Origin of the sequence: Bradyrhizobium sp. ISRA464 (assembly GCF_029910095.1) — a bacterium.
Lineage (GTDB): Bacteria > Pseudomonadota > Alphaproteobacteria > Rhizobiales > Xanthobacteraceae > Bradyrhizobium.
Genome location: NZ_CP094526.1, coordinates 6204692 through 6217558 on the forward strand (window position 1 = coordinate 6204692; position 12867 = coordinate 6217558).

12 protein-coding genes are annotated in these 12867 nt (G+C 60.8%); 2 read left to right on the forward strand and 10 right to left on the reverse strand.

What is annotated here, in order from left to right:
- Window positions 1–11: 11 nt before the first annotated feature.
- From MTX19_RS29145 to MTX19_RS29175, 7 genes are all read right to left on the reverse strand, one after another.
- The gene (locus MTX19_RS29145; protein ID WP_348637511.1) at window positions 12–1976 is read right to left on the reverse strand and encodes an MFS transporter; all 1965 of its coding nucleotides are present in this window, start codon (window positions 1974–1976) and stop codon (window positions 12–14) included.
- Between the two features lie 278 nt (window positions 1977–2254).
- Entirely contained in the window at window positions 2255–2683 is a 429-nt protein-coding gene (locus MTX19_RS29150) for a CopG family transcriptional regulator (protein WP_280972986.1), read from the reverse strand.
- A 6-nt stretch (window positions 2684–2689) separates the two neighbouring features.
- Entirely contained in the window at window positions 2690–4672 is a 1983-nt protein-coding gene (locus tag MTX19_RS29155; protein WP_280972987.1) for a conjugal transfer protein TraG, read from the reverse strand.
- A 41-nt stretch (window positions 4673–4713) separates the two neighbouring features.
- Window positions 4714–6477 (reverse strand): DUF3363 domain-containing protein, encoded by a 1764-nt coding sequence (locus tag MTX19_RS29160; protein ID WP_280980454.1) that lies wholly within the window; start codon window positions 6475–6477, stop codon window positions 4714–4716.
- A gap of 247 nt (window positions 6478–6724) precedes the next feature.
- Window positions 6725–7624 (reverse strand): lytic transglycosylase domain-containing protein, encoded by a 900-nt coding sequence (locus tag MTX19_RS29165; protein ID WP_280972989.1) that lies wholly within the window; start codon window positions 7622–7624, stop codon window positions 6725–6727.
- Window positions 7621–8133 (reverse strand): S26 family signal peptidase, encoded by a 513-nt coding sequence (locus tag MTX19_RS29170; protein ID WP_280972990.1) that lies wholly within the window; start codon window positions 8131–8133, stop codon window positions 7621–7623. The genes MTX19_RS29165 and MTX19_RS29170 overlap by 4 nt, the downstream gene beginning before the upstream one ends.
- Window positions 8130–8594 carry a DUF2840 domain-containing protein gene (locus tag MTX19_RS29175; protein WP_280972992.1) on the reverse strand — a complete coding sequence of 155 codons (465 nt, stop codon included), beginning with the start codon at window positions 8592–8594 and terminating at the stop codon, window positions 8130–8132. Before MTX19_RS29175 ends, MTX19_RS29170 begins: the two co-directional genes overlap by 4 nt.
- Before the next feature lie 59 nt (window positions 8595–8653).
- Between MTX19_RS29175 and MTX19_RS29180 the strand changes: the two genes are divergently transcribed.
- Window positions 8654–9301 (forward strand): hypothetical protein, encoded by a 648-nt coding sequence (locus MTX19_RS29180; protein WP_280972993.1) that lies wholly within the window; start codon window positions 8654–8656, stop codon window positions 9299–9301.
- Window positions 9302–9732: 431 nt separating this feature from the next.
- Here the strand turns inward: MTX19_RS29180 and MTX19_RS29185 are convergent, their stop codons facing one another.
- The 3 genes from MTX19_RS29185 to MTX19_RS29195 form a co-directional block, all read right to left on the reverse strand.
- Window positions 9733–10614 (reverse strand): replication initiator protein A, encoded by an 882-nt coding sequence (locus MTX19_RS29185; protein WP_280980456.1) that lies wholly within the window; start codon window positions 10612–10614, stop codon window positions 9733–9735.
- A gap of 19 nt (window positions 10615–10633) precedes the next feature.
- On the reverse strand, window positions 10634–10915 hold the full coding sequence (locus tag MTX19_RS29190; RefSeq protein WP_280972996.1) for a helix-turn-helix domain-containing protein: 282 nt from the start codon (window positions 10913–10915) through the stop codon (window positions 10634–10636).
- 1257 nt (window positions 10916–12172) lie between these two features.
- The gene (locus MTX19_RS29195) at window positions 12173–12493 is read right to left on the reverse strand and encodes a DUF736 domain-containing protein (RefSeq protein ID WP_280972997.1); all 321 of its coding nucleotides are present in this window, start codon (window positions 12491–12493) and stop codon (window positions 12173–12175) included.
- Here MTX19_RS29195 and MTX19_RS29200 point away from each other — a divergent pair.
- Window positions 12492–12755: a hypothetical protein gene (locus MTX19_RS29200; protein WP_280972998.1), complete on the forward strand. Its 264-nt coding sequence runs from the start codon at window positions 12492–12494 to the stop codon at window positions 12753–12755. The two genes, MTX19_RS29195 and MTX19_RS29200, sit on opposite strands and share 2 nt — an antisense overlap.
- Window positions 12756–12867 lie beyond the last annotated feature (112 nt).

The following is a 12867-nucleotide window of genomic DNA, read 5'->3' on the forward strand; positions in this document are numbered from 1 at the left end:
AAAGATCGGCGTCACCATTCCGCTCCTTCAAGTGGCTCCAGGATGGCGGTGTCCGCCGACGGCACCATCGACTCGTGCCAGTCGCCTGAAGGCTCTCGCACGAACGACGGTGTAGTCGTCCGGCCAAGACGACGGATACTGGGCCAAATGAACCATGCCAACGCCAGCACCTGGAAGCCAACACTGGCACCAAATGCCATCCGGTAGGCGACCACTGGGTAATGGCCATCCTGCGGCAACCATTGCCCAAGGATGAGGCCAGTGCTCCATTGGACCACGAAGGCCCATCCAAAATGAAGAAGGTTTAAGCCGCCATTGGCACGGGCGCCAAGTTCAGTTGGGAAATAGTCGGCTATGATCGCGTAGCTGAGGACGGAGGCCGCTCCCACGACTGACACGACAGACCATGGTAACAGCGAAGGGAACGGCAGACGCAGAATCAGCGCAAGCTCCGCCGCAACAAACACCACCGCCAGTGCGGCAAACAAGACTTCGGTTTGGACCCTACGTCGACGCAACCGATCCGCGACGATGCCTAAAAGCGACGCACCAACGCTGATCCCTAGCGCCATAACGAAAAGGTGCGTGGCCAAGCTCGGCCGATCCAGTCCTTCCACGTCTGTAAGCCAGGGCGCCGCCCACAAGGCCTGGAGGGCCCAGGCTGATCCGACGCAGGATGCAGAGAGAGGCGCTATTCGCCAGAAGCGCCGATTCAGATAGATTTCTTTGAGAGCGCGCGAGTGAGAGTGCTGGCTCTGAGCCGGTGGACTGTCAGGAACCAACAGGTAGATCAGCGCGGCCACCCCGCCAGTTGCCACGGCCAGGAGTTCGAACAACCCCCGCCAACCTATCCAGCCCAGCAGGACGTCGGCAGGCGCGGTCGCGGTTACGGCCCCGAGCGAGCCCAGCATGACCATGTAGCCATTGACCAGCGCGACCCGCTCTCTCGGAAACCATACGATAATCGCCTTCAGCCCGGCCATCAAGGAGGCCGCAACGCCGAGTGCGATCAACGCGCGGGCGAGCAAGAGCGGGACAAATGCCGTTGATGTGGCAAATAAGCCCGCACCCGCGGCAGCAATTGACATCAGCCCGCTCTGAACCCGACGCGGTCCGAACCGGTCCAGGAGGGTGCCAACAGGAATCTGGGCAGCTGCGAAGACCAGGAAATACACCGATGTCAGCAGCCCGAGCTCTGCCGCATCGAGACCGAGGTCACTGACAAGTGGACCAGAGATCAGCGTATTGATCGTCCGGAATAGATAGGAAAGGTAGTAACCGGCCGCGAACGGCAGAAATACACCCGCGATTAGGCGCCAGGTCGGAAGGCGTCGCGCGATACCCCACATTTGACTGTCGAATCGATCGCCCTTCGCGCGTGGCGCGCTAGGCTCGACCTTACCGGCCGTCTCAGCAGAATTTGTTCGGCAGGTGCCGAAAATTGGGCTGCCGTCCTCCCGGACGGCAGCCGTTAACTCGGAGTTCGGGACCTCAGCGGCTATCGGAGGCGTCTCTTGATCGGCTGTTCTCGAACTCTTCGAAGTATCCTTCTGACTCTCAAGCAGGGATCCCGCGACGTTGGGCACGGTTAGCCCGCTGATCGTTTCCTGGATCAGTGATCGGCCGAGACGAAAGCGGCTGTCGACTTGCCCGGCGAGAACCGTGGGCCGGTCATGATCGATCTGACACGCTTCGCGCTGCTGCGACTGCGGCATCGGCGGGACGGTCAGGCGGTACCGGACGTGAAGAGCGGCAGTTTCGCCGATGATGCGGAGCTCGTGTTCAAGACGCTCAAGCTGTTTGCTGATCCGATCGAGATGCCCATGGGCGATGTCTTCGCCGCTTGGCACTGGATCAAGGTACCGTTCAAGAGCCGCCTCTACGACCATCCTCTTACCTGCGCTCGAGTGCTCCATTGTGGCCTTAAGCTGTTCGAACAGCTGCTCGGAAAGCTGGACGCATACCTTTCTTGTCATTGCGAACCTCACTAAGGAGCGCATCTCGTCAGCTGTTTGCGCGAGTAGCTCCGTCGAGCGCAGAATTGCGGTCTCTGCACGGTCGCGCAGAGTGCAAACCTAGCTATCACTCGGACTGGATGAATTGCCCCGTTGATACGGCGCCTCACAAAGGACAGGGCGATCGCTGCTTCAAGAGTGCAAGGCCCCTCATCGTAGGCGGGCGTGAGGAAAGAAAGGATCGGCCAGTTTTCTGGCGGGATAAGAACAGCTGACGTGAAAGGAAATGCCCAGGTCCATCAGTCGGCGACATCATCCGATGCGCCGCGCAAAATGTCCGCAGGGATCTCGCGCAAATAACTCTGGCCCTTCTGCAGGCGACGCCCCAAGGTCTCAACGAATCCCTCAAACCGCTCGCGGCCCTTGATCTGTGCGGCTGTCTGAGCCTCGTTCGGCAAGGGCGGTGTGATCGTCAGCCAAAAGCGCACGAACAGGGCCAAAGTCTCGGCCGTCACACCGACGTCACGCTCGAGCCTCTGCATTTGACGCGACAATCGGTCAAGACGGCGGACGAAGGCCGCTTCTCTTCGGTCAGCTCCGTCGGGCGACAGAAAGGAGTTGACAGCCGCCTCGACGATTGCCGAACGAGAGAGATCCTTGCGATCCGCAAGATCGGAAATCTGCTTCAGTAACTCGGGCGGGAAATACACGTTCATGCGATTGCGCATGGAACCTCACAGATCGATACCGTCGTTCGGGTCGAGAGCTACTTGGCGGACGACACCGCGCATCTGTTGGCAGAGAAGCCGGGATTGACGAACGGCGTCATCGTCGTCCTCGAGAACGGCGAACTCTTCCGCTGGCGTCACGTCAGTCGTCTCCTTGACGATGGCGATATGATCTGGAAGCTCAGGCTCGCGGCGAAGACCAGTGTTGGCGGCATCCGATTGGGTCTGCTCGGCCTCCACAGCCAAGTTGGTCGGCACGAGCGGCCTAAGATTAGACCAACCGTCCTCGCGCGAAGACCGCGGCAACCCGGCCGAATCTGGCGGCGCGAGAACTCGTTCCGTGAGGCGTCTGTCTTCGTAGTAACGTACCTTCTTGGCTCGGATCGGTGGCGTGCCCGCCACCATCACAATCTCATCGGTCGGAGGAAGCTGCATCACCTCGCCAGGCGTCAGCAGCGGCCTTGCGGTCTCTTGCCGGGAGACCATCAGGTGCCCAAGCCAGGGATTGAGGCGGTGACCAGCATAGTTCTTCATGGCTCGCATCTCGGTCGCGGTACCGAGCGCGTCCGAGACACGCCTTGCTGTCCTTTCGTCGTTCGTCGCGAAACTCACACGGACATGGCAATTGTCCAGGATTGCGTTGTTTGGACCGTAGGCTTTCTCAATCTGATTCAGCGATTGCGCGATCAGGAAGGCCTTGATCCCGTATCCGGCCATGAAGGCGAGTGCAGATTCGAAGAAGTCGAGGCGCCCCAATGCCGGAAACTCGTCCAGCATCATGAGAACACGATGCCGGCGGACCTTGGCCTGCAGCTCTTCCGTGATGCGGCGGCCAATTTGATTCAACACCAGACGGATCAGCGGCTTCGTTCGGGAGATGTCGGATGGCGGTACCACAAGGTATAGCGTGGTCGGACGATGATCTGCGATCAGGTCCGCAATCCGCCAATCGCATCGGCTTGTCACCTCGGCGACGACCGGATCCCGATAGAGCCCGAGGAACGACATCGCGGTCGAGAGCACCCCAGAGCGCTCATTCTCGGATTTGTTCAGGAGCTCCCGCGCCGTTGAGGCAACGACCGGGTGCGGTCCCTCCTCGCCCAAATGCGGCGTCGTCATCATCGCCTTCAAGGTTGCCTCGATCGGCCGCCTAGGATCCGACAGAAAGGCGGCGACGCCGGCCAGCGTCTTGTCGCGCTCTGCGTAGAGCACATGCAGGATTGCTCCGACCAGCAAAGAGTGGCTGGTCTTCTCCCAGTGGTTCCGCTTGTCGAGAGAGCCTTCGGGATCAACAAGAACGTCGGCGACATTCTGGACGTCCCGGACCTCCCACTCTCCGCGGCGAACCTCGAGGAGCGGGTTATAGGCTGAAGATCTGGCGTTCGTCGGATCGAACAACAGTACCCGGCCATGGCGCGACCGAAAGCCAGCCGTCAGTTGCCAGTTTTCGCCCTTAATGTCGTGTACGATCACTGACTCTGGCCAGGTCAGCAGCGATGGAACTACGAGGCCGACGCCCTTGCCCGAACGGGTCGGCGCAAAGCAAAGCACGTGTTCCGGTCCGTCGTGGCGGAGGTAGTCCTTGGCAAGCCTACCGAGAACGACCCCGTCAACACCTACCAGCCCGGCCTTCCTCACCTCGTTCGGGTCCGCCCACCGCGCCGATCCATAGGTCTCTACATCCTTGGCTTCGCGTGCCCGCCAGACCGACATCCCGATGGCGACCGCGATCGAAAAAAGACTCCCCGACGCGGCGATGTAGGCGCCTTCCACGAAGATGCTGGGCGCATAGGCATCGTAGACAAACCACCACCAGAAGAAGGCATGTGGGTAGTAGAGCGGAAAGCCATGTACCGTGAACCACGGTTGCCCCAGCTCTGGCTGGTAGGCCAACCGCCAGGCGGTCCACTGTGTGGCTCCCCAGATTGCGAGGAGCACGATCGTTCCCACGATGATGATCTGTCCCCATAGAATCTTGGTTCCGGACATGCTGAGTGCTCTTACTTCTGTTCGGGCCGGATCACGTCGGACTAGAGTCCAAGATCTCGTTTCCGACCGAAGCTCCATTCGATGCCACCGGCGTCTTTGGCGGTACCGGTGACATGTCGGCCGATCCTTTTCTCGAGCTCGCGCGACCAAGGCACGAGCTGAAAGCCCAACCCGTCGTCGATCATTGCAAAGCGGCCTGAGGTCATCGTCACACGCTGCCGGTACGTGCCCGACACTTGCTCACCGACGGCCGCCTTCCGTTGCGGCAATCCCGTCTCGGCAGCGATCCTAGATCCGACTGCATCGAGTTCTCGACGGCGCAAGGTATTCAAGAGATCGCGCTGGAAAATGATGCGTTGGCCCTGCCGTCTTCCTAACCCTGTTGCGGCGAGATGCTCAGCTCTGGCCTGCATCGCGTCCCGCGCCTCGCGGCCGAACCCACTGAGCGCAAGTGGCATGGGTTCTCGCTCGACAAGGCGATGGTCAAGCCAGGTCGCACCTTGCGCCTTGATCTGAGCCGCGAGGTCGAAATCCGATCGGTTCGCAAGCAGTCGCGTCGGCTGCAGTTCCTCGGCAGCTCCAAATTCCCGGATCTCGACAATCCCTCCGACTGGCGGCGCATGTTCGAAGGCCTCAACACCTCTAAAGCGAACGTGATGGACACGGCCGTCAGTGGCATCGATCAACGCATATGCCTCACCGGTCAGCTCGTTGTGAAGTCCCGTTCCGACCAGCCGTCCGAGGATCGGCGCTGAAGATTTTTCGCCCTCGATAACGAAGTTGGCAACGCTGCGCTCTTGCCCACGCTCCACATAGGCGCGATGCATGGTCTTGATGATGTCACCGCGCATGCCGAGATCGCGGAGGTGGCGCTCGACTTCAAGCCCCACCATCCATTCGCCGGGGGAGGCCGAGGAGGCCAGCCCCATTTTTTGGAGATGCTGGAGGCGCCCGATCATGAGGCGACGGACTTCGGGATCGAAGGTAGCAGGATTGTCAGGACGGAGGTCGATGTAGCCCGTTTCATCGGCGGCGAGGCGAATTTCGCGATCAAGCCGCGTCCAGCGCTCGGCGGAAACCTCCCGTTCAAGAGCATTGCGAACCTCGTGCTCCGGTTTGGGTCCGAGCTCAATCGAGACCAGCTCTTCGGCACGCGAGCGCAAACCGCGACTGATGTAGTCGCGGGAGATCACGAGATCGCCGCCTGTCTCGTCCACCCCACGAATAAGCAGATGGATGTGAGGATTGTCTGTGTTCCAGTGATCGACGGCGATCCATTCGAGCCGGGTGCCTAAATCCGGTTCCATATGCTTGGCCAGGTCACGCGTGAATGATTTGAGGTCGGTCAGGTCGCTGGCGTCCTCCGGCGAGATGATGAAGCGAAAATGATGCCGGTCCTCCTTGCATCGGGCAGCGAAGCTAGCACCATCGACGTGATCGCTCTGCGCATCGAACATCGCGGCCTCTTGCCCGCTTCGGCTCACGCCGTCGCGCTTCAAATAGACGAGATGAGCGTTCAGCGACGCAGATCGGAACGCACGTCCCTGATGACGCACCACGCGCGCTTTCACTGTGACGCGACGCGTCGGGCTGAACAGGCGATCACGGCTGAAATGGGTTCGGCCGCGCCCGAACGTCGAGCGTCCGCGACCTGAAGCGCACCGATAGACCCCTGCGTGAGTCGAGGTGTGGCCAGCCCTCATTGCCGCACGCAGCACCTGGTTGATGAAGCTCTTCTGCTTTGGCGCCCGTGTGCTGCGGATTCGTCCCGGTCGGATGCGGAGATCGCTATCGCGCGCAATCATGTCAGGTCCTCCGCCGATGCAAGAAAGCCAGGAGTGCCGAAGGCAGTCTTGAATTTGCTCGTGAATTCGAAAGGCGCGGCACGCGTCACGACCGGCCGGCACGGAAGAACGCATGCCATGACAATGGCTTGCGGCTTGACGGGCGAGCCCCTTTTATCTTGCCGTCGTGCTGTCGTGCGCTCCTGTCCTCTCGTTTCCGCCAACTTCCCTCTACCGCTTCCCATCGCTCGTCGATTCACGCAGTTGCTCATCGTGTGCCTCCAACATCGGATCTCACGATGAACAGACCGGTCCCTGTGGGAATCATGGACGATAGAGGGTGAACACCTGAAGAAGCGAGTGCCCCGTTCGCGACGCTTCTAGCCTGCTCCCAATCCGGACGACTCTTGTGTTCCGATCGCCTAACAAAGAACGGGGCGGTGGTCCAAAGGACCTCGCGACAGGAGCGACGGGAAGCGAGCTCAACTGCCAACAAATTTGCGAGATGGCTGACATAGGCTTGAGTCTCGACTGGCAATGGGGCGCCGGCGAGATGCCTTTCGTAGCGTGCTGGCCCAGCATTGTATGCTGCAAGCGCACCGGGCATGCCATACCTGTCGCGCAGTTCCGCCAGATATGCCGTGCCGGCCACAATATTGTCGCGAGCGTCGTAGGGATCGTTGCCGAGATCGTGCCGCCGACGAAGATCCGCCCAGGTCTTTGGCGTGATTTGCATCAATCCCATTGCGCCTTTCGACGATTTGGCACGCACGTCGCCGGCGCTCTCCAGCCGGATCACGGATCTGATCCAGCGCACGGGCACTGCGAACCGTTGTGAGGCTTCTACAATGAATAGCGCAAACGCATTGCTGACCTGTTCCTCGGCTGGCTGGCTAGCAGATTCTTCTCCGGCAACAGCGGCATTGCCGCAGACCGTGAAAACGAACAGCAGCGGCTCGACAGCCCAGACGAGCGCTCCCGACCCAGCCAAGCATGCCACCGTGCTCACGCCCGTCCAGGGTAAAGCTGCTTCGCGCCGGCCGTTCGGCCGCCCTGGACCGCCGCTGCGCACGTCGGCCTTGCAGACATTGGTCGGGATGGAGGAATGGTCCCTCAATTGATCGAACAGAGGAATGGCGCGCTGGCCACATGAAACACGCACGATCACTCCTCCCACGTCCACATGGGAAAGGCACGGCCGATGACAGCCGATGCGGGCAGAAAACGAAAATACCGGCCATCGAGTGAATCATCCGACTGCCAATTCATGAGAAAGAGTTCGGCGTCCCCGACCACGCGGCACCCGTCCCACTTGGGCAGCGGTCGGCCGCGCCTGTCGCGATCCCTCGCCTCGCCCACCGCAATCCCGTCGACCGAAATCGTGAGTCCGGTTCTGCAGACCGTCTGTCCTGGAACCGCTAGCACGCGTTTGAGCATCGGGACGCCCGAGGGCAGATAGCCGTTCAGGTCGAGAAAGGTCGCGAGCGGCTCCGGCGGCAGAACGGCGACCAGCTCCGTGACGAAGAGCTTTTCCAGGGGCCGCAAGCGATAGAGGCCGATCGGGACACTCGCAGACCCGTTCCAGATGTAGAGTGGATTTGATTCGAGCACCATTGTCGTTATCAGCGCAGCAGCGGCCCCACACATCGCTATCATGATCTTCAGCTTGCTGATCATCGCATGACTCTCCGCCGGTGAAGCCAAGCCTGATGTCGCGCTTTCGTGTACGGACGCGGGCTCTCATTCACAGAGAGGCGGTTGTGAACGTGATGCCAATGATCAGGAGCAACATCGGCTGGATCAATGTCGAGCGCCTCAATCGCATCAATCATCTGCAACACCCGCTCGACCCTCAGCCAACCGGAAAGCCGTAGCAGGATTTCCCCTCCAGGCTTCACATAGGGTACGGTTGAGCAGCGCTGCCCCGGTGCAACTGCGCGCAAGATGTCAATTCGTGAGACGACCGTTCCAAAGTCGTTCGATGTCCAGCGGACAAAGGCGAAGATGCTGTGCGGCGCAAATGACAGGATACGGCGGTGACGATCGACCTTTTTTTCTTCGATGATGCGACCGAACCGGATACGGTTTTCGATGCGCCTCTCAAGCCACAGGACTTCCACTTGCGTGAGATCGCTCATGCGTCAGCTCTTCCGTTGTGGAGGCAAGCGCTATCCGTCGAAGCCCTGGATGCGGACCAGTGCGGCGGCGGGGCAGAGATGTAAATCTTGGTACGGTTCGTCGACCGCCGTTGTCTGTCGATCGGAACGACGCAAAAGACATCGTACAGGCACGGACCGGCTGGTTCCGGGCTGTGCACGTCAAGTCGGAGGACGTACAGACCCTGCAGGCGCTGCTGGTCCGGCGCAGGGCAATGCTCGGCAGGGTGCTGCCCATGGAGAACATGATCCGCGGCCTGTTGCGCCCGTTTTGCCTCAAAGTCGGCAGGATCTCGGTCGACCGCCTTGACGCGCGGGTGCACGAGATCATGGCCGGGAAGAAGAAACCGGAGGCGGTTATCGCGTCGCTGGTCCACGCCCGAAACGCGATGCCGCCGCGATTGGCCGAACTGCAGCGCCCGGCGCTGATGGCGCGGCCGCACACCATACTGCTGCTCAAGGTCTGGATCGGCGGCACGACCTTCCAGTTTGACGCCGGCAACAGGCGCCGCCGGGTCGCGGCGTCCGCTCAAGGACCTCCGCGACCCGGCCCCTTCCATGAGGGCCTTCGCCTTCCGCCACGGCGGAGCGGCGTCTTTCGAGGAGGCGGAGCTGTGGGTGAGACCGGAACTTTTGTTGCCGGCGGCTTTGAGCCCCTCATTGAGGTCATCACGAACGGCGCAGCTTAGCGTGAGTGCCCATTTTGCAGCTTCCGGCATGCTGCGGGCATCGTGCCCACCACGGATATTGCAGAGTTCTTCTCGCCGCGTGAGCTGCCGCAAGGGAAAGTGACGAACACGACGCAGCGATGTCGATACTGATGATCGCGAGCGCTTGCGTGCGACTGCGAAGGCACGCGTGGCTTCGACAGGAGAATCGGATTGCAGAAGGGCGGCGCGCGAGAGAGAGAACGTGCATGAGGCATCCTCACCAGAGCGGCGCACGACTTGTTCACAACGCACTGATTCACAACAAGAAGTTAGTGTCAGTATGTTAGTAACGTTACAGCGACCGCAAAGCGCTGAAAAACAGGCACTTGAGCTCGATTTCGGTCCTCGATAGCACGAGGATTCGGTCCTCGATAGCACGAGGGGCGCAGTCCCCGATAGCACGAGCTGATTCACAGGCCGTCCTCCGAGTTTGGAGTGATACCGCGCCCGCGAAGTCCTTGGGTGAGCGGGCCGATCGGGTTGCACGCGAACTTCAACCGCTCAGCGCCGGTCCGATCGCGGGTGAGCAAGAGCCGGTAGCCGGGCAATGTCTGACGCTGGACAATCTGCCGTACGTCGTATGCAAAATGCTTGAGCGGCGAGAGGCTGCCGGACTTGGCATGGAGGTGCACAAGGTCAAAACTCCAGCCGCCGACCTGGCGGCCACCGTGCTTGCGCACGAGCCGATAAAGCCAGCGCTCAAGTCCGCCTGTCAGATCGAAGTAAGTGCGATCGATCGTGAGCACGAGCGAGTCGTCGATAACGCCTGCATAGAACCAATCGGGGAGGATCAACTCCAGCCCGCGTGCGCGCCCGTTTGCATCGGCAGTTTCTTTCCACTCGTTGATCCATGAAAAACGATGTCGCCGCCGCTCAGCAGGTTGACGGATCGATGTCAGCACCGTCGTTGACTGCAACCTGTCGAGGCCCGCCTTCAGCCGATCATAGTCTCGCGCGCCTGTCCCGCGGCCGGCAAACGTCAGAATCTCGTAAGGCGTTGCAGCCATGAGGCGTGAAGTCTTCAAGCCCGCGTCGCGTGCTTCGACGATCTGGGAAGCTGCCCAGATCAGAACATCCGCATCCCAGATGGTGGCCATACCGTGCTCCGGCACGGCTTCAACGCGAATTGCTATTGTGCCGGCGCGGAAATCGATAGGCACGATCCGCTTCGTTTTCGCGAGCGAAAAGAATGGATACGCCATAAGATCCTGGGTGTCCCGGGGCGCGAGATCGCCAGGCAGCGCTCGAAACAGCTGGAGTTGGTCTCGCTCGGAGTGATGTTTAAGTCGCATCGCAAGCTCCCCCCGATGCTCACCGGCGTTCTTGTCCCGCATACGGGCGCAGGGTCGGGTGCTTCTTGGCCGGCAGTACAGCCCCCTTGCCGGGATCGGAAGTTGATGTCCGGGAGCCGAGATCGGCCCAAGCTTTCAGATCATCCAAGGCGTAGACGACGCGACCGCCAATCTTGCGATAGGTCGGGCCAGTGCCGTATGTACGGTGCTTTTCAAGCGTGCGACCGGACAGGCCGAGATAACGCGCCGCTTCTGCCGTACGCAGAAAGCGTGGGGGTAGGCCGGCCATTGGATCGGGCATTAGATAGCTCCTGGATGACAGCACGCTGCGCACGGCAGCGCCGCCGTGCGTGTGGTCATTATGGAGGAGCTTGTTTTCGGAGCGGGATGCCGAATATTGAGGGGCCGATTTTCGATACCCCAAGCTGATAGCGCTAGCTCTCTACGTCCAGCTCATGGAAGTCAGCCATATCCACCCTGCATCAGTGGCAGGCCCCGTCGGCGCTCTCATCTGTTCGCTGGCCACTGGGGCGCACCGAAACGGGGCAAACGGGAGCTTTTAGATGCGCCGAAGGGCGGGGTTTACCCGGCGCATGCTGCATTCGCGCGGCATTCTCCTGCTCAGCGATGGAGGTCGAGCCGGCCACAGTCAAACGAATTTGAGCCTCTATGGCTTTCCTTTCCGTCAGGTCCGCTTTTCGAAAGCCGCGCCTGGAATACTGAAGAAACCTTGAACGGCCTACGTTGGGGACAGAATGAAGATCGATCCACGAAGCATTGAAGTCGGCTGGCCGTTGCCCCGAGTGCACAAACCAGCTCACCAGCGCACGCGTCCGCCAATCAACCAGCCTTCGAGTGTCAGCTAAGTGAGTTGCGGCCAATCCAGCAAACATTGGATGCCGTTACCATTTTGACAGATTCGGAGACTGGGCCGACTGCAATGACGAGCCGCGATGCGCGAGTGCCCCCTGTCCGAGAAGCCGATCGCTGCCTGGCGATATCATATGTCAGGGGGGGCACCGAACTTGCTGCATCGCTGGCCGGGCGAATGTCGAGGTGCTCAGGAGTGAGATCGGGCTGGCTGAGCAACGATCAACACGGTGGCCTGCAATGACCGGATCGCTCGTCAGCAGTGTGGATACCGACAGCGTTTTCAAGACGGTGCTGGCATCGTGCTATGCAGCTGCACCGTTTTCAGAACGAGGCGGGATTGCACGCCGCGCCTCGATGGGAGTCAGCACGACGACTACAGAGGGGGCCCATTGTCGGCTGCCGACGGCGAACCGTCGCCCGAGATCGCGCGTATCTGGAGTTTCCCCGAACAGCCGGCGCGTACGCCAGCTGCGAACCAGCCCGCCCTGATTCATAGCAAAGTCGCGACCGCGAGCGCCCTGGCGGTCGCAACTGTATCGCATGGGACGCCGAGCGAGCGCCTCGGGCGCAGATCGAGTAGTCGATGCGAGCGGGTCATCCGGCGACGACGGATACTCGCTGACCAGTGGACAAAACAACGAAGCGCCCCGCCCGATGAACCGGGCGGGGCTTCGACGGATCGACCTCAGTCGCCGTTCTTGCGCGGCCGCGACCAGAGCAGCGTATAGCCTTCGCCGGCTTCATCGTCGAACAAATTCGCATAGATCGGCGCGTTGAACGACGGATCATCGAGCTTGAGTGACAGGTAATCCCGGCCCTCCTCGGAGCGCTTTGACCAGGCCGCTCCGATCTCCGCTCGACCCACATAGACGCGATGGCTCGGAGCGTTCTCGTTTCCGCGGCTGGCCTCGGCGACGATTCGGACACCCTTGGCCTGCAGGCTCAGCGTGATGATCTCTCCCTGAAAATCGTTGCCGACCTTCTTGAAAGAACCGATGTTAGCCATGTCTCTTCTCCTTCTGTTGTTCGAGCCCGCGACCACCGCAGCCTCGATGGCGATCTACAGGCCGACGACGATCGGCGGCGCACCCGCTTCTGGGCCGGAGCGCAGCGAAGGACGCCGGCGAGAAACTTTCTTGTCTCGCGAGGAATGGGCGTCAGCCCAGGGGAAGAAAGTTTTGATTGCCGGCGTTGCGGCTCAGACGATCGAGGCGCAGCCGGTCGTCGGCCAGATCGAGCCAACGAGGTCAGGTGCGTCCGAGCGCTGAACACTCTGGAGAGCAAGACTTGGCGGACGTCGTTGTCCAACACAAGGGGTCGTCTGGGCTGGGCGTAGAGAAGGAAAGAGCATGCGAAGAAAAGGCGCAATCGTCGAATGGC